Source organism: Candidatus Bathyarchaeota archaeon (genome assembly GCA_026014745.1).
GTDB lineage: Archaea > Thermoproteota > Bathyarchaeia > Bathyarchaeales > Bathycorpusculaceae > Bathycorpusculum.
Genome location: JAOZHS010000002.1, coordinates 460,968 through 483,515, shown reverse-complemented (window position 1 = coordinate 483,515; position 22,548 = coordinate 460,968). Strand labels below are relative to the sequence as shown.

Annotated in this window: 23 protein-coding genes; 13 read left to right on the top strand and 10 right to left on the bottom strand. The window is 45.6% G+C overall.

Annotation, left to right across the window (positions count from 1 at the left end; translation table 11 throughout):
- Nucleotides 1–76: 76 nt before the first annotated feature.
- Together NWE92_09185 and NWE92_09180 are read left to right on the top strand one after the other, a co-directional pair.
- Entirely contained in the window at nt 77–670 is a 594-nt protein-coding gene (locus NWE92_09185; GenBank protein MCW4029801.1) for an FkbM family methyltransferase, read from the top strand.
- Between the two features lie 55 nt (nt 671–725).
- Nucleotides 726–1,568 carry a class I SAM-dependent methyltransferase gene (locus tag NWE92_09180; GenBank protein MCW4029800.1) on the top strand — a complete coding sequence of 281 codons (843 nt, stop codon included), beginning with the start codon at nt 726–728 and terminating at the stop codon, nt 1,566–1,568.
- Nucleotide 1,569: 1 nt separating this feature from the next.
- Here the strand turns inward: NWE92_09180 and NWE92_09175 are convergent, their stop codons facing one another.
- From NWE92_09175 to NWE92_09140, 8 genes are all read right to left on the bottom strand, one after another.
- On the bottom strand, nt 1,570–2,619 hold the full coding sequence (locus tag NWE92_09175; GenBank protein MCW4029799.1) for a Gfo/Idh/MocA family oxidoreductase: 1,050 nt from the start codon (nt 2,617–2,619) through the stop codon (nt 1,570–1,572).
- A gap of 177 nt (nt 2,620–2,796) precedes the next feature.
- A complete protein-coding gene (locus tag NWE92_09170) occupies nt 2,797–4,338 on the bottom strand; it encodes a DUF58 domain-containing protein (protein ID MCW4029798.1) in 1,542 nt (513 codons plus the stop codon).
- A 16-nt stretch (nt 4,339–4,354) separates the two neighbouring features.
- Nucleotides 4,355–5,299: a MoxR family ATPase gene (locus NWE92_09165; protein MCW4029797.1), complete on the bottom strand. Its 945-nt coding sequence runs from the start codon at nt 5,297–5,299 to the stop codon at nt 4,355–4,357.
- On the bottom strand, nt 5,292–6,158 hold the full coding sequence (locus NWE92_09160) for a DUF4350 domain-containing protein (GenBank protein MCW4029796.1): 867 nt from the start codon (nt 6,156–6,158) through the stop codon (nt 5,292–5,294). Before NWE92_09160 ends, NWE92_09165 begins: the two co-directional genes overlap by 8 nt.
- Before the next feature lie 13 nt (nt 6,159–6,171).
- The gene (locus tag NWE92_09155; GenBank protein ID MCW4029795.1) at nt 6,172–8,118 is read right to left on the bottom strand and encodes a hypothetical protein; all 1,947 of its coding nucleotides are present in this window, start codon (nt 8,116–8,118) and stop codon (nt 6,172–6,174) included.
- Nucleotides 8,115–8,342 (bottom strand): hypothetical protein, encoded by a 228-nt coding sequence (locus NWE92_09150; protein ID MCW4029794.1) that lies wholly within the window; start codon nt 8,340–8,342, stop codon nt 8,115–8,117. Before NWE92_09150 ends, NWE92_09155 begins: the two co-directional genes overlap by 4 nt.
- Before the next feature lie 32 nt (nt 8,343–8,374).
- The gene (locus NWE92_09145) at nt 8,375–9,145 is read right to left on the bottom strand and encodes a hypothetical protein (GenBank protein ID MCW4029793.1); all 771 of its coding nucleotides are present in this window, start codon (nt 9,143–9,145) and stop codon (nt 8,375–8,377) included.
- Nucleotides 9,146–9,234: 89 nt separating this feature from the next.
- Nucleotides 9,235–9,816, bottom strand: coding sequence for a DUF1616 domain-containing protein (locus NWE92_09140; protein MCW4029792.1), 582 nt, complete (start codon nt 9,814–9,816; stop codon nt 9,235–9,237).
- A gap of 88 nt (nt 9,817–9,904) precedes the next feature.
- Between NWE92_09140 and NWE92_09135 the strand changes: the two genes are divergently transcribed.
- The 8 genes from NWE92_09135 to NWE92_09100 all read left to right on the top strand — a co-directional run bounded on the left by NWE92_09135 (nt 9,905) and on the right by NWE92_09100 (nt 17,252).
- Nucleotides 9,905–10,849 carry a DUF1616 domain-containing protein gene (locus tag NWE92_09135; GenBank protein ID MCW4029791.1) on the top strand — a complete coding sequence of 315 codons (945 nt, stop codon included), beginning with the start codon at nt 9,905–9,907 and terminating at the stop codon, nt 10,847–10,849.
- 21 nt (nt 10,850–10,870) lie between these two features.
- Complete coding sequence (locus tag NWE92_09130; protein MCW4029790.1) at nt 10,871–11,992, top strand: ABC transporter permease; 1,122 nt, start codon at nt 10,871–10,873, stop codon at nt 11,990–11,992.
- Nucleotides 11,989–13,173, top strand: coding sequence for an FtsX-like permease family protein (locus NWE92_09125; GenBank protein ID MCW4029789.1), 1,185 nt, complete (start codon nt 11,989–11,991; stop codon nt 13,171–13,173). Before NWE92_09130 ends, NWE92_09125 begins: the two co-directional genes overlap by 4 nt.
- A 20-nt stretch (nt 13,174–13,193) precedes the next feature.
- On the top strand, nt 13,194–14,774 hold the full coding sequence (locus NWE92_09120) for a hypothetical protein (protein MCW4029788.1): 1,581 nt from the start codon (nt 13,194–13,196) through the stop codon (nt 14,772–14,774).
- 31 nt (nt 14,775–14,805) lie between these two features.
- The gene (locus NWE92_09115; GenBank protein ID MCW4029787.1) at nt 14,806–15,441 is read left to right on the top strand and encodes an ABC transporter ATP-binding protein; all 636 of its coding nucleotides are present in this window, start codon (nt 14,806–14,808) and stop codon (nt 15,439–15,441) included.
- Nucleotides 15,442–15,576: 135 nt separating this feature from the next.
- Nucleotides 15,577–15,735, top strand: a complete 159-nt coding sequence (locus NWE92_09110) for a hypothetical protein (protein ID MCW4029786.1) — start codon at nt 15,577–15,579, stop codon at nt 15,733–15,735.
- 121 nt (nt 15,736–15,856) lie between these two features.
- Nucleotides 15,857–16,615, top strand: coding sequence for a peptidylprolyl isomerase (locus NWE92_09105; protein ID MCW4029785.1), 759 nt, complete (start codon nt 15,857–15,859; stop codon nt 16,613–16,615).
- 244 nt (nt 16,616–16,859) lie between these two features.
- Nucleotides 16,860–17,252: a VOC family protein gene (locus NWE92_09100; GenBank protein ID MCW4029784.1), complete on the top strand. Its 393-nt coding sequence runs from the start codon at nt 16,860–16,862 to the stop codon at nt 17,250–17,252.
- On the opposite strand, the gene NWE92_09095 is transcribed toward NWE92_09100, so the two are convergent.
- Entirely contained in the window at nt 17,242–18,300 is a 1,059-nt protein-coding gene (locus NWE92_09095; protein ID MCW4029783.1) for an NAD(P)-dependent glycerol-1-phosphate dehydrogenase, read from the bottom strand. The two genes, NWE92_09100 and NWE92_09095, sit on opposite strands and share 11 nt — an antisense overlap.
- Before the next feature lie 282 nt (nt 18,301–18,582).
- Between NWE92_09095 and NWE92_09090 the strand changes: the two genes are divergently transcribed.
- Entirely contained in the window at nt 18,583–19,617 is a 1,035-nt protein-coding gene (locus NWE92_09090; GenBank protein ID MCW4029782.1) for a hypothetical protein, read from the top strand.
- Between the two features lie 57 nt (nt 19,618–19,674).
- On the opposite strand, the gene NWE92_09085 is transcribed toward NWE92_09090, so the two are convergent.
- On the bottom strand, nt 19,675–20,517 hold the full coding sequence (locus NWE92_09085; GenBank protein ID MCW4029781.1) for a hypothetical protein: 843 nt from the start codon (nt 20,515–20,517) through the stop codon (nt 19,675–19,677).
- Between the two features lie 165 nt (nt 20,518–20,682).
- On the opposite strand from NWE92_09085, the gene NWE92_09080 reads away from it, so the two are divergent.
- Together NWE92_09080 and NWE92_09075 are read left to right on the top strand one after the other, a co-directional pair.
- On the top strand, nt 20,683–21,603 hold the full coding sequence (locus NWE92_09080; GenBank protein MCW4029780.1) for a hypothetical protein: 921 nt from the start codon (nt 20,683–20,685) through the stop codon (nt 21,601–21,603).
- A gap of 640 nt (nt 21,604–22,243) precedes the next feature.
- Entirely contained in the window at nt 22,244–22,513 is a 270-nt protein-coding gene (locus tag NWE92_09075) for a 50S ribosomal protein L14e (GenBank protein MCW4029779.1), read from the top strand.
- The last annotated feature ends 35 nt before the right edge of the window (nt 22,514–22,548 follow it).

The following is a 22,548-nucleotide window of genomic DNA, read 5'->3' as shown; positions in this document are numbered from 1 at the left end:
TGCTTTGGGCAGGTTTCTGGGCAAATTGAATGTTTGTGGGGTAACTTTTACGACAGACCTGTTTCATGGTTTACAGGTGATTGACACCTTCTTTTTTGACGGATTAGAAAAACTCAACGGTTTCAAACTTGTCAAAGGTATAACTGTCATCGACATCGGCGCTCATCATGGCATGTACTCCCTGAAAGCAGTCATGCGCGGCGCTGACAGCGTGGTGGCTGTGGAACCAAACCCTGCCAATTACAGCTTTTTGAAATCAAATATGCCTAAACGGAAAAGCATTCACTTGTTGAATGTGGCAATTTCGAATGTGTCATCAGACGTGAATTTGTTTGAATGCCGAAGTAGCGGAGGTCACACAATAAAAACCGACATCCGAGACGGCTTCTCTGACACCTATACTGGCCGCAAAATAACTGTTAAAGCTTTAACTTTGGACAATTTAGTCGGCGGCTTAGGTATCTCTCCAAACATCATAAAGATTGACACACAAGGTGCCGAGCTTGACATCCTAAAAGGTGCGAGTCAAACACTCAAAAAACCTAACGTCAAATTTGTAATCGATACCCACACACCTCAGTTAGCTATTGATGTGCAGCGTATGCTTCATGAAGCAGACTTTAACATCTGTGAGTTAGACGGCACAATTTACGCCCATCACCAAAAATAATTACTTTTCAATTTTGGATGGACTTTTGCCACCTAATCCATTAAAATATGTTTTAATGGTTCTCAAAGAAGAAGAACCCTATAGGGCAAAAAACGACCTCCAAGCACACGCCATCCTTACCCAGAAAATCCAGCAATATTTAGGCAGGGACTTTTTGGCGGAACCGCGAGTAATACTGGATTTGGGGTGCGGCAAACATTTCCCGCATACGTTACTGTTTGCGCTCGATGGTCACCACGTAGTGGGGCTTGACAGTTCCTACATATTTCAGCGACCTTCTCTGGGTAACTACTTTGCTTCTCTTAAGGCAAATGGTTTTGTTGAAACCTCGCGTTTTGTTCAGCTTGATTTAACCCACAAAAGGATCAATTACCAAAAAATTCTGTTAAACCACCAGCATTATGAGGCAATCCCCGGATTATGTTTTCATCAAGACAACGTAGAGTTGCTGACAACAATAAAGGACAACTCCGCCGATATTGTGGTGTCCAAAGATCTTTTTGAGCATCTTGAACACCCTGAGTTGGCTGTTAAACGAATTTTTGAAGTCTTAAAAAATGGGGGGATAACCGTAAACATTATTCACCTATTCACCAGCATCTCGGGCGGACATAACCCACAATGGGCTAATTTCTCGGAGTTTGAACCTTGGGATCATCTTCGAGGCTGCAAGTTTGTTTTGCCTGCTCATCTAAACAAGTTTAGGGCAAAACGTTTTGTGGAAGCTTTCTCAAACTATTTCGAAGTGCACGTTTCTTATTCTTCGCCGTCTACACCTAAGGCAAGCGATGTTATGTCTGATCAGATTTGGAGTGAGTTAACTAAAAAAATTCCTGATTTGCATAGAGAAGAAGTGTTGAATGAAAAACTGGTAATCGTTGGTTTAAAGCGTTCTTAATTCAGGGTTCGTTTGCGTCGATAAGGTTACACATTTTTTCTAGCACTATGGTGTCCTTGTAGGAATCTTCAAGGGTGACTGGAGGCTGGCCGTGATTGAGGTAACTTTCGGCATACATTTTCAAGCATTTTTCGTGTCCCGACATCCATTTTCTGGATGCGTATAACCCGAGGTTTTTGACTACTGATTTAGTGAGTTGCCCAGACTCACGTGAATATACTCCTAACCTGCTAGTTTTGGTTGTCACATCAATTTTGGGAAGTATCATGTAGATTGAGTTTATAACATCCAGCCGTATGAGCCCTTCTGTGCCATATATGTTGATGAAGATTCCTGGAAAGGGCGAATTAAACGAGGCGTAGATTGTTGCAAATCTGCCCTTATGGCTTAAGATGGCGGTCAGCTCGTCGTATTTCATCCATGGGATGTTTCCTATTTTGCTTACCGCGACGCTAACTGGGTTGAGTTCATCGCCTAAAAAGTTCCTCAATATGTATATGGGGTGCAAGAGGAACTCGCCGAATCTTCCCCCCGGCAGCTTGTGGCTCCAGTGTTGTTCATTGGCCGCCATTGAATCGGTCGGGAGCATGGGGGCTTGGATTTCTACGTTAATGACTTCACCTATTTCCCCTTTTTTTACGGCGTCGGTGGCTTCCATAACGCATGGCTCAAACAGCCAATTATAAACAACTCCTGCCATTAAGCCGGTCTTGTTTTGGCAATCTACGATTTCTTTTGCTTCTTTTATGGTCATAGTTAGCGGCTTCTCAATTTGGATGGATTTGCCTTTGTCCATGGCTTCAACTGCTAGGGGTCTGTGAGCTTTGGGGGGTGTGCAGATGTCGATGATGTCGACGTTTTGCTGTTTTAGGGCTTCCGTCATGGATGAGTAGTTTGAGGGGATGTTCCATTTTGTTGCTGTTTTTGAGGCCAGGGTTTCGTTAATGTCTACTACGGATATTACGTTGTAGTTTTTGACTTGTCTCCATGCTGATATGTGGCTTTCTGCGGCCCATCCGCAGCCTATTATGGCAACATTAACCGTGCTCATAACGCCTTTACCTGAAGAATATTTGTGCTTGATGTGATATAAATCAATTGGATTAAGCTGAATTTAATTAATAATTTGAGGTTTTAATGTATTGTAAACAATTTTTTAGGTTTAAACTTGTTATTTTTTCAGTCGCTCCGCTATGTGGCTTGCCAAGCAACACCTTTGCTAGACAAGCTAATCTGTAGAAACGCGGATGTTACCATACCCTCTATTTTTTAGTAATTCCAAGGATACTATCAACGCATCCGCATCATACCCGAACTTGGATACAACCGTCAAAGTAGCGGGTGGTGGTGTCTTGCTAATGGCTCGGTTAAGCGCTTGCATAGCTGGATGTGTTTTTGCCGAGTTGAAGATGGCTTCATACTCGAATTGCATCATTTCTGCGAGTTTCTGGGCGGGTTGCGTTTGGGTTTGGTTTAGGTCTCGAATTGTTTTTTTTATTATAACCAGTTCGGGGGGTTTAGTTAGTTTCAGTGGCGGGTCTTGGACTACAATTTTTTGGGTTATATTCAAGGTTTTTTTAAGGGTTTCCGCTGGTTCCTCAGGCGGAGTAGCTGCAATAACTTTTTTTTGGTTATACACCGCTAGTCCTGCAGGCAACGCTGCCATAGCTGAGGTTAATGCTGCCATAACCATGTTGTAGGCAAGTTGGTCTGCGCCTTCGGCATCATTGACCATCAAATCTGCAACAATGATGTTGGGTTGCCCCTGAGCACCCGTGAACTCCTTAGTGATTAATTCATTAAGCATGATAGTGTGTTTCCAATCTACGTCTCGAAGTCTATCTCCGGGACTGTAGAGGCGGTTGCCAAAGTATTCTATCCCCTGTTTAGCAGTCTTTAACGCGCGCGGAAGCAGAATTGCCGCTGTAGTAGTTCCGGAAGTGGTCTGTTTGAGGTATTTTTCAGCAAGCCACCGAGCGTATTTAGCGCGGGGGATAATGTGTAGACTGAGTGGTTCAAGCGTTTGATTATGTTGTAATAGTCCCCTTGGGTCAAGGGTGATGGCTTGTAACTGCAGGCTTGAGGGTCCCGCAAGCGGAGGCGTATAGGTCAAGCTTATTTTTTCAGGGGTTTGGTTTGTGAATATGAGTTTTTTTGGTTCCACTACAACCCACGGTTCTGTTGAGGTTAAAGTGGCGGTGAGTGGCAGGCTGGTTTTTGAGGTTATCTTTGTGTGATTGTTGGCTGTGTTGCCGACTATGATACGGTTCCAGGTGTTTGTCTCCTTTAATGGATTTAGCGGAATCTTATGCAGACTATACCCTAAAATTGCCGCTAAATAAATCAATACCACAAACGCGGCGAGAAGCAACGTTATGTTTTGAAGGGTTAGAGCCGCGAGGAAGGCAACTGCCAAGGTTGCAACAAGTGTTTTCGACACTGTTGTGGCTCTTCGGGGGACTTTTGAGAAAGCCGACGGTGACGTTTTGTTGGCTTGCAGGTTCAAATCTAAGAGTTCAATTCCCGGAAGGATAAACAGAACTGCCGCCCATTCGCCAACAAGCATTGTCAATGTTAAAGGCGCAAAAATCAGGGTTGCGATTGTTATAGCTATGTTTGCACTTGGCTGAGGCGGTTTAGCTGCAGTGTATACCTGTAGCAGAAGCAATGCGAGGGCTAAACCGAATAGGGGTAGTGGCGAAACTAGTGTTCCCCCTAACAAAACAATCACAAAATATATTTTTAGGATTAAAAATGAGTGAGACGCCATCTTGTTGCTCCATGGTTTATTCGATTTTTGGAACAGGCACCTCTTTTTGCAGACGTTCAACGATGGTTTTGGGGGTCACATTCTCCATTTCAGCCTCGGTTTTAACTATTAGGCGATGTTTGAAGACTGGTTCTATGAGGGCTTTTACGTCATCTGGAATCACGTAGTCTCTGCCCTGCAGAAACGCGAGGGTTCTTGCGGTTTTGAAAAGTCCAATGCTTGCTCTTGTACTTGGACCCGCCACCACATCAGGGTCGACTCTAGCATAGCTAAGCAACGAAATGATGTATTGGCGGATTTCTTCAGAAACATAGACTTTTTTTATTTGCTGCTGAACTGCCATAATCTCGCTTAAGGATGCCACGGGTTTAATGTCTGGCTGTTCTATGTAGTCAATTTTTTGGAGCACCTGCTTTTCGTATTCCTCATCTAAATGGTCACTCCAAACACTTAACATGAAACGGTCCGTTTGCACCTCAGTTAACGGGTATGTTCCTTCTGACCCGTATGGTAACTGGCTGGCTACAACCATAAAGGGCCTAGGTAGAAAGCGGGTTTCGCCCTCTAATGTAACCTGTTTTTCCTGCATGGCCTCGATTAAGGCGGCTTGCGTTCGTGGAGTGGTGCGGTTTAATTCATCGCTTAAGACAATGTTGGCAAAGATGGGGCCTTCGATTAAGCGGCTTTTTCCGTCCGGTGTGTAGAGATAGAAGCCTGTAACGTCAGCGGGTAACATGTCGGGGGTAAATTGTATTCTTTTGTATTGCCCCCCGATGACTTGGGCAAAGGTTTTCGCAAGCAAAGTTTTCGCCGTTCCTGGAAGACCCTCAATAAGGATGTGCCCTTCACTTAGAAGCGCGATTAGAAGGAGTTCTTGGATATCTCTTTTGTCAATCACGACTTTTGCAATTTCACTTAGAATTTTGTTTGCAACGTCGTTGTTTGTTTTCTCTTCAATCATTTTTGTTCCTCCTGTAAAAAGGGTATAACATAACCGCCAAAAGCGCCGCCACTACACAGACGATCCCTATTGGTGAAGCGGCAGCGGAATAAATCAGGTTGAGGCTTGTTTTGGCGTCGCTTAGCGGTGAGTTGATTAGGTGTGTTTGGTCCAGGTAGATTTTGGGGTTGCTGCTTTGGATGCGCACGAGGTTGGTTATGAATCGTTGATTGTCGTTGAGGTTTATCATGCTGTTAATCAGCACGCTTGGGTCCGCAACCGCAACCACATAACCCTCTCCTATTTGTGTATAAGCCGCCACTGGTTGGGCTCCAACTGTTTCTTCGTTGTCCCATTCTTGATTGTTGTTTTCATCGATGAAGCTAAAACCCGATGAATAGGCAAGGATTGTGTAATTTGCTAAGATCCTTAGGCTTGTGGCGTGGTTAAAAACTACGCTGCTTACATTGGCGGTTTGACTGGTATTTTTAAAATCTGTAATTATCGGTAACTGTTTGTTTTGATAATCAAACAAGGGATCCAGAAGTGGTTTACCAACAAATTCGATGTTCACGCCCAAGTTTTCCAGTATCTGGTTTCCTGAACCGTAATCATCCATAACCAGAAGTGTTCCGCCTGATTCAACGTAATTTTTGATTTGCTCAAGTTCAGCGGGGGTGTATTCGCTGTAGGGGATTATGATTAGCGCCGTGTTTTGGCTCTGGGCGGGCAGTTTATCCATTGACGTTACGGGTGTGGCGTTGGTTTGACTGCTAAAGGCAGTTAAGCCGTTCCATGAGGGGTTCTCTACATTAAAATCTCCCACGGGTGGATAAAACCAGATAACCACACACAGCAACAGGATAACCCCGAAAATCAATAACAACAAAACCTTAGGAACCCTCAGACAAAAACCTCCTAATGTTGCTCGCTGAATCTTCTGCTTTTTCAGCGTCTTCTATTTGAGGTTCATGCGGCGAATAAAGACTCTTTTCCGCCAAAGAGGTCAACTCAAAAAATCCCGCGGCAGCTTCCCCTATTTTGGCGCTTATAAGATGAGCATATTCACGCAGTGTCATGTTAGATTCCAAGGTTAGTTTTGTTGCTTGTTGCACTGCTTTTTGTGCTTCCAGATATGCTTTGAGAATCTGCCCTTTTATTCCCTCAAAACTGACTGGCTCAAAAATGGCTGGCGCTTTTTCGGGGGTTTGGCTTATTTGTTCTTTGATTACCGTTTGCGGTTTGTTGTTCTGTTTTGTTTTTGAGAACTTGAGATATGCTCCAACTCCAACCGCTATAGAAGACGCCAACGCTACGCAGATGCTTACAATGTTCAATGCAAAAACGCCTGTTTGGTTTTGTTCGGGCGCTTGCCATGGCTGAGCAGGTTGCACTTCCACCTCAAGCGTCTGGTACCCGCCTAAAACAGTATCTACAGGTATGTCTAAGGTTATGTTGAAGGTGCCGTCGGTGTTTGTTCGAGTCGTTTTGGAAATGTTCAAGAAGTCAACTATTATTTTGGCATTGTTTAGGGGCTTGTCTTGTACATGTGCTGTTCCGCTAACCTGTATTTGTGTGGGAAGAAAAATAAACGTAGGCGTCTCCACCTGCAAATCTGTGGCTTTCTTCGTTATGTTTAACGTGAAAAGTCCATTTGCTCCTGTATAAACGCCCTCGGGGTCGACATTGACGGTTAAGTTATGGTTACCGACCTCTACACGGGCGTCAATTATGAATTGCGACGTAAAGCGCCCTGCATCATTAGTTTGGACCTCTGATTGGTTGCTGCCGTCAAGTCGAATTTGCACTTGACGTGGGTTGAGCGGGGGACCGTTTTCTGTTGTGACGTTACCCTGCAAAGTGAGCGGTGCCCCGGGGTAAGCTTCCTTGGGCACATCTATCTCCAAGACTGTTACGTAAAAAAGAACCCTCAACCTCACCGTGGGGCTTGTTGACGCCAGATATGCATCTTTGTTGCTGCCTTCTGGAGTATATTTCGCGTTAATCAAAACATGTTCTACATACTTGTAGGGAATCTTTATGGCTGTACTGTAAGCGCCGTTTGAATCGGTTTTTGCCGTTGCCGTTTCATTGTTGTCTAAAAACAGTTTCACTTCTTGGTTACCCAAGCCGTTTCCATTTGCAGTTAGAATCCCCAAGGCTGTCACGGTTTCTCCCACGAAACATTCAGTTACGCTTAGGTTCAGTGTCAATTCTGTAGCGCTTAGGTTTTCTGTAGCTATCTCCTTTGCTCTTTGTTTTGCCTGCTTAAGCAGTTCGTAGTATCGGTCTATGAGGTCGTTTAGTCTTTGAAGCATGCTTTCAAGTCGGTTGTAGGCTTGGAGTATGTCGCTATCTGCTGGTGCAGCCCATATCCCTAATCTTTTGCTCACCGTGGTTGTGGCGTCTTTGAGGTCGCCTAAATAATTCCGGGCTTGCAAAACCAAAATTCCAGCTTGATTGAGGGCGCGTTCTGCTTCGTTGAGCCTATTTTGGTCAAGTAACGCCGATGCGTTATCTAGTGTGTTTTGGAGTTGGTTTAAGGTGCTGATTAATTGTTGTGTTAAATTGTTATACCTGTTTAGTATGAAGATTATATCTTCAGGAAGTTTGATGCGACTCACGTCTTGAGTTAATTGGCTGGCATTCTCGAATTTTTTGTCTGCTAAAAGAGCAAAGATGCTTGCATATTGAGTTAGAAAATAATATGCGTCGATGCTTGTGCCCTGGGTGCCTGTAGGGTCCTCATGAGGAATATATCCTGGTTCAGATGCTGTAGCGCAGGAAGTAAAAGTGGACGTTAGCATCAACAAAATCAGAATTACTGTTGGGCGCTTCATGGTAGATTTGCCCCCCAGATTTCTATGACTTTTTGAATCACCACTAAAATAAAAATGCTGAAAAGCACATAATTGATGAGGTTACTGATTTTTTGAGTGCCTGGGTCCCGTGGCGCGAGGAAAAATGTTAACACCAAGTATTCAATAATGTAAACTGCAAGGTAGAGGCTTAAACCGGCGTTGCTGATGAATGCTAAAACAACGTTGGTGATTGTAAAAGTCAATGCGAAAGACAGTAACCATCTTTCGGGGGCTCTCAACTTGTTTTCTCCAGCACTTTTAATTCAATGCTGTGTTTGCCGTTGCCAAAAGTTTCTTTTTGGATGCTTAACGGTCGGTTTAGAACTTGGGCAGCAATCGACGCGACTATCGACGCAATAGGGCTGCCGATGCATTGGTAAATCCACATTTTGTCATATTCAAATCTGGGTTTTAGCACCTCAACTATGACCATTTGATTACCGAAAATTACGCGGGCGGCGCTCGCTAAGTCCATAGTGTTGACTATGACCTGCGAAATCGCTGTTTCCACGTCCTCTGCTGAACCATCAGGTTTGGCTTTTAGGTTTTCGCTAATTGAGGAACCCGCTGTGGTGATGAGTAAACCCATGTGGTTTGGTTTGGGTCCATATTTGACTATGAGTCTTTGTGGTAGAGGTTTCTGTTGGAACTCGATGGTTGACTCTAAGGGGATTAGCGCTTTTGGTTTATTTCCTGTTATTGAGGAAGGTAGGTAGATAGCTTGGTTTTTTAGGCCAAGTTCTTCCACGAGTGTGGAGATGTTCTCTACGCCTGTTTTTAGCAGAGTTGCGCTGGCTTGTGGCGGAATTTTAGGCTGTTCTTTGGTTATGGTGTACGAGACTGTTGCTAAAAGTACAATGGATATTCCTAGTGCTGTTATTGGAGTTGAATGTAGTAGGAAGTAGGCAAGGATGCTGAGTAGGGTTCCGCTTAATGTTAAGCCTAACGTTAGAGAAGTGTATTTGTTGGTTGATAAAATGGCAGGTTCCCCCTGTCTGGCTGACAAATAGATGACAATTATATGACAATTGTCTGCATTTATTCAAGGTGTAAAAGGCATTTAATAAGGTTTAACTGACCAGTCGAAGCTTCACACTAAACCCTAAGAGCCATCATATGATACCTAAATTTCCGAACAACCCACACCACCGCCAGTATCTCTGAAATCACAACCAACGAGACGATAATCGTTCCCAGCTGTAGCCCCCACGGCGTATAGTTTAGTATCAATCCCACAAAAGTAACCATTACTAGACTAAACCCAATAGACAGTGCAATCCGCTCCACTCCACCTAAATCGTCCTTACGCGGATAAAGCGCCATCATAAGCATAAGCCCACACAGGAAAAAAACCAAAATACTGCCTAACGCGTAACGGGCAAAGAGCAGCACGGAGGATTCAACCGTGAAGGCAACCACTGTAGTTACAATTAGAAAAACTGTGACTGCCCAGAATCCCGAGTTTTCTAAGCTAAGTAGGTAGCTTGTAAATGAGGTGGCTGGGTTGGGTGTTGTGAGGTTTAGGTTGCCTCTTTTCCATTCAGTATACACTGCTTGGGCGGCGTCATCGAATTTTACGCCTTTCTGTTGTGTAATGCTGTCAATTAGTTCTGATAATGTTGGTTGACCAAGTTTTTGGGCAGTTTGTAGAATTATTTGATGTAGGTCACCGTTCATTTCATTGGCTCCCTATCACTAGAAAGGGTTTCATAGAATTTTTATATATGTCTTCTGGCTAGATTTGTATCCAGTGGCTGGCAGACTAATGATGCCTAAACTGTTTCTGATTGGTTGTTTATTGACGGCTTTGACGTTAGCCGCCGCAGTAGTCAACGCCCAACAACCCACCCAAAACACAGTGGACAAAGCCTACCAAGCTATCCTAGACGCCTATCACGCAGGCGCTGACCCTAGCAGCCTAATCGACCAACTTAACCAAGCACTCAACCTAACGAACCAAGCCCAACAAGAAACCGACTCCCAAAAAGCCGCGACGCTGACAAGCCAAGCCCAAACCCAAATCCAAAACGTAACCCAAACCGCCCAAGACCTAAAACAAGCTGCATCTGTTCCCATCCCCGTTGTTCCCTTGATAGTTGTTTGTTGCCTGCTCATTGTAGGTGTTGTGGCGTATTTTTGGGGTCCACGGCTTATTTTGCAGGTCTGGTTTAAACTTCACAAAAAATACCGTGTCACTTTCCAACCCGTAGAAAAATCGAAATCTTTCGTTGTGACTCTCCGGCAAATCTGCGCTTTAATTTTAGCAGGCACCGTTCTTGTGGCAGCCGTCACGTTTTCCGAATTTTATTTTCCCCCCAGCCAAACTGAACCCTTTACTGCTCTGGGACTTTTGGGCCCAAACCAGAAGCTGGGCGATTATCCTTCCCAAATCGTTGTCAACCAACCCGTTAAACTCTACATCTACGTGGATAACCAAATGGGCAAACCTATGCTCTACACCATACCCGTAAAGGTAGGCAACAACTACACCCAAACCAACCCTGCCCCCGTGGAGCCGATTTGGATGTTTGAGCAGGTTCTTGCAAACAACCAATCTTGGATTTTTCCAGTCACAATAAATTTGACTCAACCCGGCGACAACCAGCGGGTCATTTTTGAACTTTGGTTTTATAACGAAACCACAAACCAAAACCAGTACCAGCCTCAGCGTTGGGCTCAACTCTGGCTAAACGTCACAGCAGTCACCTAACTTAATTATTGGAGAATAGGCATGCGACGCTTAATCCTCAAAATGCTTCTTCGGAAAAAAGGCACAGCGTCCGCCATATTCGCCATCGCCTTGCTAATCGCGTTGGTAGCCTCGATTTTTTCCTTACTAAACAATGTCGCCGCCCAAACCGCCTCTTTAACACAGTTGGCGAACATAAGTGAAACCTACCTTTTGGTAAGCAAAACTTCGCAGGGACTCTTTGATAGTCACGTAGATTATGCCTATGTCATCCAGTTGCAAAGCAACCCTGATGTCGCCTATGCAGTTGCCCAACAAATAACCCCTGCAGCCCTCACCTCGGAATTCGCCAACCTAAGCGTAGATGTCCGCGGCGTGGACGATTTAGAGGCATTTCTAAAAAATAACCACGCTTACATCAACGGTTCCATAAGCCAAAATCCAGCGGAGACAAACATTGGCGTTATCTGCTCCAAACTTGCAGGAGTCAACCTGAACGGCAACCTGACCGTAACTGTTGGAGACCATGCGGCGACGTTTAAGGTTGTAGGCGTTATACAAGCCAACAAGCAGGTTGACACAGAAATCGTCATGCCGCTTAGCAGCCTCCAAGCCTTAACCCAAAACGGCGGGTCGGTCTCATTTATAGAATTATCCCTAAAAAACAACGCTGCCGTATCTAACCTTACCCGAACGCTCCCCGCTGACACAAAACTCCTCCAGACCCAGCAGACCGTGACGTTTGCTCAGGACATAAACAACCAAACTGTGTTTTTCATAACCTTGTGGTCAATCGCAATCTATGTTGTAGTTTTGGCTGCTGCGTATGTTTTGACGGCTCGTTTAATCCATGAAGCTCAATGCGAGTTGGGTGCTCTTCGAGGTTTGGGCGCGCAAAAACCTCTGATTATCAGCCTGCTTTTCGCGTACACCTTGATTGTTGCCCTTGTTGGTGCAGCGTTAGGGGTAGCTTTGGGTGTTGTTGGGGCTCAGGTGGCGGCTACGGGTGTGCGTTGGGTTTGGGGTAACATGGCGTTGGCGCCGTTTCTTGAGCCCCTGCAAGCAGCCGCAATTTTGTTGCCTGCCCTTGCCGCAGCGTTGATTGGAAGTCTCTACCCAATTTTTAACGCAGCCCGATCAGTCGTACGGGAGGTGCCCCTTTGACGCTAATTCGCTTTCGTTACCTCAAAACGCCTCGGGTCCTCAGTTTCGTCGTTATTTTGTCTTTAATATCCGTTCTTTTCTCCATAACCGCCAATAGTTTCTTGGGCTTCTACAATGGATTCACCAACTATGCGGGGCAACAAACCGATATTTTGGCGGTTTATAGCAACGTAGGTGCCACACCATTCACGGGTACGATATGGCTTAGTCTAATCAACCCAATAGTTACCGTAGATGGGGTGCTTGCGGCAAGCCCCGAAGTTATCGCGCCCGTAACTATTGAGGGGCAATCTGTGTTTGTGCGGGGAGTTCTTCCAGATGAGCTCGTTAAACTCAACTCGTTAACGATGTTGGAGGGCGAAAACTTGACGTTGAGTGACACCGACTCTGCCCTTATCGGAAAAAAACTTGCTTCAAAACTCAGCCTCAAAATCGGTGACCAAATACTTGCCTTTGGCGTGTTGTCAAGTCAATACGTGCAACTAACTGTCAAAGGCATTTTCGAGTCTAACTCCGCTTTAGATGATGAAGCTCTGGTGCCGCTTTATGTTGGACAATGGCTGCGGGGTCTTAACTACGACACCGTTACGCTGATACGCACCAAAATTGACCCCCAAATAGTCAACAGTAACCAACTCACCCACATCCTATCTAACCAAACTAGTCAACCTGCACCGACTCCTAAAAGCGAAACCCAACGTGAACTCGAAGCTCTTCTTCCGCTGCCTCAAGCCAACCTCAACCTGACTGGTAAAGTAAGCGTTGAGGATTCTCAGCAGTTCATGAAAAGTTACCTTGACCGTTACGGCGTAAGCAAAGAAACCCTGCTAATTTTGTCCGTGGCTGTTTTAGCGTTGGCGAGTGGAACCGCCCTATGCGCGTTAACCCTATTTTTTAAGCAGCATTCTGCGGAATTGGAAACGTTGCGTGCGCTTGGCGTTTCAAGTAAAAACTTAAAACTGGACCTCGTGCTGCAATTGCTCGGCTGGACTTTAGTTGCAACCGTAATCGGAACTTTAGTCAGCGCGGGGGTGATGACGGTTTTCAGAAACCTCGGTACCCTTGAAGTATTGTCTCACGCTCTTGTTTTTGAGTTTGAACCCCTTATTGTCGTCGCAAACTTTGTTTTTCTTTTCTTGCTGCTCAGCCTAAGCATATCTCGCAGGAGGTTTAATCCATAAACAAAATCTATCTCCTCCTCTTGATGCTGATTGCTTTTGGGATGGCTTTACGGCTCTACCCAACCCTAATAACGGGTATGCCTTTCTCCACTGACGCGTGGCCCCTAATACGAAACACCGAGCTGCTTATGGAGAACACGCCTATCCCGCTTAACAGTGACCTCTTTGACGGATACAACAATTACATGCCCGCAGTCAGCATCTTTGGAGTCGCCATATCGGAACTCACCGATTCCTCCGCTATGAGCGTTATGGGGATAGCTGTTCCCATAGTCGCCGCCTTAACCATCCCGATTTACTTTGTGCTGGTCAAGAAAATCACGCAGAATACCACAATTGCCCTAATTGCTGCTGCCCTTTTAGCTACAGCGTTTCCCTACACTCTATTCACAGCTGGCGTTACCAAGGAAACCTTCGCAAACCCCATATACATAACGCTAATTCTGGTTTTCCTGTTGAGGCACGGTTGGAAAGGAACGTTAGCTTTTTCTCTTCTCTCGGTTGGGCTCGTGTTAACCCATCAACTCACAGCGTTTCTCACTCTGGGTATAATAGCTAGCCTCACCCTTGCCTTCTATTTCAGCAAACCCCAACCGCAAACCAACTCTAACAAATCCAACTTCTACTACTTTGTCGTCCTCTTGGTGGCGGTGGTGCTTTATTTTGGGCTTTACGCCTACTGGGCGTTGCCTCAAACAATCATCGCAAGCGATTTGCTCTCTGTAGCAGCTTACCAAGCCCTCACCCTAACAGCCGCCCTCTACATAATTTTCACGCCAAAACGTGGCACGCCGTCTAGAACCGCCCTTAAGGCTGCTTTAGGTTTAGTCGTGCTTGTTGCCCTTTTTTTTGTCTTGACTCAGCTACCCGTTTTGTCGGGTGCCCCACTTTTGCCTGGATCTTACTTTTTGTTTGCCTTGCCCTTTATTGTGACTACGCCGTTTTGTATCTATGCGCTCAACAGGCTGTATAATCGGGGTTTATCGCTGTTTTTGCCGTTTTTTTGGTTGCTGCCCGTCATTGGTTTTGCTTTGTACTGTTTCTTTGGTAACCTCCCTAATGGCGTCGGTTTGGTGTCTAGATGTTTAAACTTCCTTTTGCCCCCTATGATGCTGCTGGTAGCTGTCGGCATTTACAAACTAACCCGGCGCTCATGGAAAAAAAGCCAGGCTTTGCCCAAAGTCGCAGCCGCAGCTATAATTGTCTTTTTGGTGGTGGTTAACTCTTTTAGTTTATACGCGGCAGTTTCGTTGCAGGAGCCCTATTTGGGGTATTTCTGGCGCTATGAACCCTCCGAATATGCAGCGGCGGGCTGGACTGCAACAAACAACGACAATCAAACAGTCACTGGCGATGTCAAAGTCTCCTATCTGCTTAGCGGTTACTACAACCAGACGGTAAACGTGCTTGGCGGCTTACGCTACTTCACCGAAGACGCGACCGCACCCGATGTCATTTACGTTTATGGTCAAATGTACCGCAATGGATTTGTCCTCTATCAGAGCAGTCCCGTCGAGTTGCCCCAGAACTGGACAAGCACGCTTTCAAATTATAGCATCATCTATGTGAACCCGGAGGTAACCATTTACGCAAAACCCTAAGCCCCTCGTAGAATTAACCAACGTTTCCCAAATCTACGGCGCTACCAAAGTATTAAAAAACGTAGACCTAACCATTCACGAAGGCGAATTCGTCTCAATACGCGGCAAATCAGGCGCAGGAAAAACCAACCTCTTCAAAATCCTCGGACTCCTACAAACCCCCACCCATGGCACCGTTACCTACCTCGGACAGGACACCCAGACGCTCAAGGACGACCAAAAAGCCAGTTTGCGGCTGCATCAGTTTGGGCTGGTTTTCCAATTCTTTAACCTCTTGCCCACGCTGTCTGTAATGGAGAACATCGAGTTGCCGATGGCGCTAGCAGGCGTCAAGAAGCCTCAGCGTCGAGCGCGGGCGAGTGAACTTTTGGGGTATTTCGGGTTGGAGGCTGTGTCGGAGCGGTCTCCTGAGAGTTTGAGCGGGGGTGAACGGCAGCGGGTGGCGTTGATTCGGGCATTGGTTAATCGTCCGCGTGTGTTGTTGGCGGATGAGCCGACTTCGAGTTTGGATGATGAGAATTCAGGGTTGGTTTGGGATATGTTGGGGCGGATTAATCGGGAGGAGGGGGTGACAGTGGTGGCGACGTCAACGGATTTGTATGAGGCGGCGCGTTTGGGGGTGACATATGAGTTAAGGAATGGCGTTTTAGGTAAATATGAGGGTTAAAGCTGGAGTTTTGGCGGTTGTATGCATGTCCGAGTTCTGAATCCAATTTAAGCTTAAAAAGCCTCCCTATCTTAACAGTAATTATAGGAGAAATGGAAGATTGTGACGAACCAACGGAAACAGGTGACAGTAGCTATGGCGCCCCCATACCTTGAAGGTATGGATTGCCTAATCAAAGGTGGCCTCTATGAGAACCACGCTGAAATTGTCAAAGACGCCCTCCGACGGCTTTTTAACCATTACGAAATCCACTCGATAAGCGACGTCTTAACTAATCAACACGCCGAACTCTAAATTTTCTTAGCGTTTGTCTGAATTGTTTGCGTAGGAAACGTAACCCTGTTATTTGCTGGACAAAGTTTTTATGCGCGTTTGAAACTCTTACAGTTCCCCGTTAAAACAAGGATGATTCAAGATGGCCCTACAAAAAGGAGATTTCATACTAATCGATTACGTAGCCAAAGTAAAAGAGACAAACGAAGTTTTCGACACTACCAAAGAAGACGTTGCAAAAAAAGAGCACCTTCACAAAGAAGGCGAAATTTATGAACCTAAACTCGTCGTTGTCGGCGAAAGCTGGGTGCTAAAAGCCCTCGACGAATCCCTCCTAAGCATGGAGATAGAACAAGCCCAAACCGTAGAGATACCTGCGGACAAAGCATTTGGTCCACGTGACCCCGAAAAAATCCGCCGCGTCCCAATAAAACAACTCTACGCCAAAGAAATCAACCCCGTTATCGGCGCCCGTATCGAATTCCAAGGCAAACAAGCCACAGTCCGTGCCATAGGCGCAGGCCGCGTGCTACTTGACTTCAACCCACCCCTTGCAGGCAGAACCCTCATCTACGATGTCACCGCAACCAAAAAACTCGACACCGCTGAAGCTAAAATCGGCGCACTTATTCACCGCCGCATCCCCGTAGTGGAAGAATCCAAATTCAAACTAACCCTAAAAGACCAAAGCCTCACCATCGACATGCCTGAAGACACCTTCTACGTAGAAGGCGTCCAAATCGCAAAACGCGGCATCGCAATGGATATCCAGAAATTCCTACCTGAACTCGCTGAAACAAGCTTCGTGGAAACCTTCAAATCTGAACCTAAACCCGCCGCCGCACCTGTCCCAGCCCCTGAACCCGTTGCTCCTGTCGAAGAAGCAAAAGCTAAAGAGTAAATTCTTTAACCATTCTTTTCTTTCTTAATTTTTTGTTTACTTTCTCATGACCTACTTGTGAGTATCTTTGCTGAATAAACGGTGACTGTGCGCAAAGTGCCCTTTAGGGTTCAACGCAATGCAAATTACAGTAAGCCTCTAACTCTGTTGGCTCAAGGAAACTCTTAATTCCTCATGCTCTATAGTAGATATTGTAGTCGTTTACCATTTCAATATCCTCTTGTGAGGGAGGTGAAAACCAGAAATGGACCACACAATAATCCATTTTGAAATCCCAGCCGATAACGTTGAGAAACTCAAAACTTTCTATGAGCAGGTGTTTGGCTGGAAAATAACGCAGACGCCTGGACCGATTGATTATTGGGTCATCCAGACCGTTCCAACGGACGAGAACGGCATGATGCAGCGTCCCGGCGTCAATGGCGGCATGTACAAAAAGCAGATTCCCGAAGGCAAACCTATCAATTATTTCGCGGTTGAATCCATCCATAGCTTCTTAGCAAAGATTGAGAAGCTCGGCGGCAAAGTCACCCAACCTACACAGGAAGTGCCCGAAGTCGGCTGGATAGCTGCGGCAGAGGACCCTGAAGGCAACCAATTCGCCCTGCTCCAACCCCTACGCGTTCCTAAGAAATAATGCCTGTCGCGCGGGCTACCGTTTCGCAGGCGTCAAAATTCAAGTTCAATTTATGCAGAATAGTGTACCTCTCGGGGCGAATCTGCACTGCAACCTGCAACGCTTTCACCACATCCATATCTTTAACGCCTAATTCGTAGGCTGTGGTGGGTGCACCGATCTGTTTGAGAGTGGCTTTTATGCGTTGCCAATTGGAGCCGTGCAGAAAAGAAGTGAAAATCGCGCCAACTCCACATTGTTCGCCGTGCATGGCGTGGTTGGGGCTGATTAGGTCAAGCGCGTGGCTAAAGAGGTGTTCTGCTCCGCTGCAGGGTCGGCTGCTTCCCGCGATGCTCATGGCAACACCGCAACTAATCAATGCCTCCAAAAGCACCCGCAACCCCTCATCCTCTCGGTTAACAATTAACTGGGCATTTTCTGTTACTAGCTTGGCACTCATCAATGCAAGGCTGGCTGCGTAACCGCCGTAGTATTCGTCTTTTTCTAGATGTGCTAGTTTCCAGTCTTTGACGGCGGTGAATTTTGATATGATGTCTCCGCAACCGCTGACCACAAATCGCCATGGCGCCTGCGCGATGACCTCTGTGTCTGCGATGATGGCGAGGGGTGCTTGGGCGAGGATGGAGTAGGGTTTATCTGAGCCTTTAAAGGATGCGAGGGGGCTGGCGATGCCGTCGTGGCTGACGGTGGTGGGGACGCTTATGAAGGGGACGTCTTGGGTGCAGGAGCTGATTTTGGCTGCGTCGATTATGGCGCCGCCGCCTACGCCGAAGAGAACCTGTGGTTCCACGTCTTCGATTTGTTCTTCAATTAAGACGAGGTCGGCTTCGTTCATGGTTTTAATCTTGACCACATCTACACGCAATCCTGACTGCTCTAAAAAGCTGCAGATGGTTTGGCCCGCTAAATCGTAGCTTCTCTGCCCCGAAATAACTAGCGCCTTGCCGTGCAGCCCCAGACGCCGTGCAACGTCGGGGATACAGTTAAGGGTGCCTCGTCCAACGATGACTTCGCGTGGCAACTGCATGTAATGGTAACTTGAATTCAAAGCAAACCCCTGAACTTGCAAACAACTAATGTCAGCCCTACGCTTTAAAACATTCGGGAACTCGCCCGCTAACTTTGTCAAGAAACCTTGACTAAGACTATTTTTTGGTTAGTCAAATATGTTTGACGAAAAGCCTCTTATGGCATCACCCACCCCGTACGTATCGGTTAACGCAGCCCTAAAGAGGTCAATTAAGCGATGCCAAAACGTGTACTGAGGTTTCCCCTAAACAGAACGTTTCAAGCAGTCATTGTTCTATCCATCCTTTTAGGTGCATTTGTTGTGCCATTAGACTTTGCAGAAGCTGCGCCACCCGTAGACACCGAAAAGGTACTGGATTTTTTGGATAAAGTCTTTGGGCTTGACCTCTCAAAGTATCAGGCGCTTCTGACCGCAAACAGCTCTGCAAACATGTTTCAATCTACGGGTCAATATCGGCTTGACTCTACGGGGCTGTTGATTTCACCTGACCGCTGCGGCACAAGCGTTTTGACTGTGTCATTCACTTTTTGGGGCTCCACCCTAACCACCTGCTCGTTCGATGAGTTGTCGCAAGGACCCCCATACTATGCTTTGCCCTTGGCTTCTGACACTAAAGCTGCAGCTTTGGCTTTTCTGCAACGCTACCAAACCTACAGCGGCGACGCCCAACTAACACAATTCAGAACTTTACTAGAGAACACTGATTTTTCGGTTAATTCTACCGAAACGGTTGACAATCTCCTAATAGAAGTGAACGTTCAAGGCGACCGAACGCTGATAACCTGCGGCAACGTGGTTCGCGATGCGGATTATAATCGACTCAGATTGAGCGTGCAGGGTTCAGAAGTTACAGATTTCCACGACGACCGCAGCATCTACACGTTAGGCAACTCCGAGGTCAATACTTCCCAGCAAGAAGCCCAAGACATTGCCCTACAACACACAACCACAAACTACTCTATTTCCACAAGCGACATCGCCCAAGAACACATCCGTTCACACGTGTCGTTTTTGTCCAGCGGGGACTACACGGTTCTGTATCCCATCTGGATTGTTGATTTGCCCCTAACCTCTCTTCATCAGGGGAGTGTATCCTACATTGAAGTGATGCTCTGGGCAGATTCAGGAGACGTCATTAGTTGTGAAGCATTAGGCTACGGTGGTTCAAATTTTGGGACGCCGTCAGCATCCCAAACACCAGCTTCCAGCAGCCCATCAGACAACGATGCGCCCTCAACGCCAAACGCAACATATCTTCTTCTCGTTACTTTTGTCCTCATAATTTTGCCCTTCGTTTTCGTATTCTTGAAAAAACGAACAAAAACAGAACCATAATCTATAGAACACAGAACTCTGCCTCGGCTATCTAATTTTTTTTATGTTGTTTCACTGTTAGAGTAAATTGGTTGAATTTCTCCATTTTTCTTCAAAATAAGCCTGTGCTATCGCTGTAAAGCAGCTATTATTCGACCATAAACCCGCCGCGCCTGAAAGGTTAGCGGTCACGGATATTGAAACGTGGGCTTCTTTTTTATCGAATATTGCCGCAATAGCCTGTAAAGGATTGGGAAAACATTTGACTTGAAAATCGGGATTCTTTGTTAGTTCTTTTAGAATTTCAAGTGCTTCCTTTTCAGGAACATATTTTTCTGTTGCTAATCGAATTTTTACGCCTCGCTTTAAGGCTTGCCGATAACCTTCGGCGAATTCTATTATCGCTTGAGAAAAACGTAATTGGGTAGTCACTGTATCGACGCTGATTTGAGTTTTATCAAGCACTTTTTTAAGCCGCTCAATTACAATATCCTTTCCTGAAACTACTATAAAGTGTGCATTTTCGTTTTCGCCTACAGCATTTTGTAACCTTTTTTTCCTTAGCTTTTCTACAACTGCTTCTGATTGTATTTTAAGTTGGGAAATCTGCGTTTGCCTACGATTAATCAGCATGGTCAATACTTCGTCGGGTGGCAAAGCGTAGTACTTGCTGGGGGAATCTACTTCTTGTTCGACAAGTCCCTTCTGTATGAGGCTGTGGATGATTTTGTATAGGTTTTCTCGGTGTATTCCCGTAACCTTTGCGATTGACCCTATAGTGGAACTGCCATTCTGGATTAAAGCCAAATAGACGCGGGATTGAGAGAACGAACAGCCTAAATTTACAAGGATGTCTATTTCTTCTTGGTCTGAAGACGGAACTACTTTCCGGATTGATAATGAGTTTTCATTTTCAGGCATTATTGGTGACCGTCTTAGTTTTTTTCATAGTACGTATTAACCTTTAATTATTTTACTAAAATAGTCTAAACCGCTTAATGTATTTGCATTTGTTTACTATACTATCGTATGTATAGTTTATCCATCACAGCGATTTAAAAGGTAAAATTCCGAAATAATAGCTAAATGCGTACTCGGAAAAAAAGTCGGTTGACCGATTTTGCTATTCATAATGCCAAAGAACCCGAAGAAACAGACTGCGATTTTCAATCTTTAAGCGTCGACTTACAATCTGCCCAAATCATCCCCATTTATACCGATAAACCGCGAATTAGCATCGAAGATGTGGATACATTAATTGGTTTAGGTCTTTCTAGTAGGCAGGCGCATGTCTATTTGGCCCTTCTGAGGTGTGGCGAGGCTAGGGCGCGTACGATTGCGAAATTAGCCGTAATTAATCGCCAAGAGGTTTATCCTTTACTTGATGATCTGCGACTGTTGGGCTTAGTTAGGCAAAACGTTACGTTACCCACAACTTATACCGCTGTACCCGTCTCAGAAGGCTTAGCGATACTGCTAAACCAGAAAACAATTGACCTGACACACCTAACCCAAAAAGTAAAAAACCTATCCAAAAAGTTCAACCAAACCGAGCAGTTACCCTCTGTTATTGTTAGGCCCTCTTTTGGTGAAATCTGCGAAGGCAACCTATCCAAAAAATATCAAAACGCCCTATCTGAGACTGAGCAAAGGTTTGAAATGGTTACTAGCTGGGGGCGTTTTAAAAAAGCGTGTTTTCTTTTCGAGGTTCTTTTAAAAGAGGCCCTTAAACGAGGCGTGGTAGTGCGAATACTGACGGATAAACCGCCTAACTGTTCAAACCCCAAATGGGTCAACAGTACTCTACAAAAATACCCAAATTTTGAACTAAAAACAACGCCCAACTCGTCCGTTGCTGCCATAATCATTTTCGATGGAGTCTCCGCCTCGATTGCGTTAGACCCCAACATACACTTAACAAAAGGACCTGACTTGTGGACCACTAACCCTGCTCTGGTTGCCCTTTGCCAAATCTACTTCGACACCACTTGGGCACGAACAAGCTGATATGATGCTTTATTTTTTAAAAAAAGTTTAGGATTTTTTTATCAATAGAGTTTTTTGTCTGCGGAAAACCGCATCCAATTTGATATGTAGGCAAAACAGCGCCTATCGTTATACATGAGGCAAAAGATTTTGACCAAACAATCGGCTGAAAGGTGCTCTGAAGAAGCTCTCGAAACACATTGCCTCCAGAGGTAGGGTATCTCCTCAAAGGTTTTCCCCTTGGTTCCCTACATCAGAGCACCCAGCACACAAATTCAACAAAACCCTCTGTAGACATCTTTTTCTGCTGTTTGCTTTGCTGTCAACTAACCGATTTGGGGTTTATTTGGATGCTAATATCCAATCTATGCAGAAACGATAGAGGGGAGGGGCTAAGCGGGCATATTTGGAGCCTATTAGTGGTTCTATGCAGAAACCTAAGGGGGGTAGGTCACTATTGACGCAGAAACAGCTCATTAGCATGTTGAAAACCAGTAGAAATCCTCGCCAAAAATAAGTGAGCGGTAGGTACCTCCAACTGTCCTATCCCGATAGCCTTATGTTGCCTATTGAGCTGTGGGTTTCGCCGTTTTTCTGGTTAGCGTAGTGTTAGGCTTTATATTTCCCGATGGTAGTATTGCTTTTTAGGAGAACTCTAAACATGCCCGCTATTGAAGTCGGTAGAATTTGCATTAAAGTGGCTGGTCGTGAAGCCGGCAGTAAATGTGTCATCATTGACGTCATGGATAAAAGCTTCGTATTAGTTACCGGACCCAAAAAGGTTACTGGCATTAAACGCCGCCGCGTCAACATTGGCCATGTTATGCCGCTGCCAGAGAAGCTCGACATTAAACGTGGCGCCTCTGACGATGATGTTGCCTCTGCTCTGCAGGCTCAAGGCTTAACTGAAGCCATGACCGAAGACGAGTAAACCCCTTCGTGTTTTAACCTTTAATTACTTCACTT

Bases quoted from the DNA above. Each gene is read 5' to 3' on its own strand.
- NWE92_09135 (MCW4029791.1), top strand. From the start codon at position 9,905: ATGATGCCTAAACTGTTTCTGATTGGTTGTTTATTGACGGCTTTGACG.
- NWE92_09075 (MCW4029779.1), top strand. From the start codon at position 22,244: ATGCCCGCTATTGAAGTCGGTAGAATTTGCATTAAAGTGGCTGGTCGT.
- NWE92_09180 (MCW4029800.1), top strand. From the start codon at position 726: ATGGTTCTCAAAGAAGAAGAACCCTATAGGGCAAAAAACGACCTCCAA.
- NWE92_09175 (MCW4029799.1), bottom strand. From the start codon at position 2,619: ATGAGCACGGTTAATGTTGCCATAATAGGCTGCGGATGGGCCGCAGAA.
- NWE92_09110 (MCW4029786.1), top strand. From the start codon at position 15,577: ATGGCGCCCCCATACCTTGAAGGTATGGATTGCCTAATCAAAGGTGGC.
- NWE92_09130 (MCW4029790.1), top strand. From the start codon at position 10,871: ATGCGACGCTTAATCCTCAAAATGCTTCTTCGGAAAAAAGGCACAGCG.
- NWE92_09105 (MCW4029785.1), top strand. From the start codon at position 15,857: ATGGCCCTACAAAAAGGAGATTTCATACTAATCGATTACGTAGCCAAA.
- NWE92_09155 (MCW4029795.1), bottom strand. From the start codon at position 8,118: ATGAAGCGCCCAACAGTAATTCTGATTTTGTTGATGCTAACGTCCACT.
- NWE92_09085 (MCW4029781.1), bottom strand. From the start codon at position 20,517: ATGCCTGAAAATGAAAACTCATTATCAATCCGGAAAGTAGTTCCGTCT.
- NWE92_09080 (MCW4029780.1), top strand. From the start codon at position 20,683: ATGCGTACTCGGAAAAAAAGTCGGTTGACCGATTTTGCTATTCATAAT.
- NWE92_09170 (MCW4029798.1), bottom strand. From the start codon at position 4,338: ATGGCGTCTCACTCATTTTTAATCCTAAAAATATATTTTGTGATTGTT.
- NWE92_09165 (MCW4029797.1), bottom strand. From the start codon at position 5,299: ATGATTGAAGAGAAAACAAACAACGACGTTGCAAACAAAATTCTAAGT.
- NWE92_09140 (MCW4029792.1), bottom strand. From the start codon at position 9,816: ATGAACGGTGACCTACATCAAATAATTCTACAAACTGCCCAAAAACTT.
- NWE92_09100 (MCW4029784.1), top strand. From the start codon at position 16,860: ATGGACCACACAATAATCCATTTTGAAATCCCAGCCGATAACGTTGAG.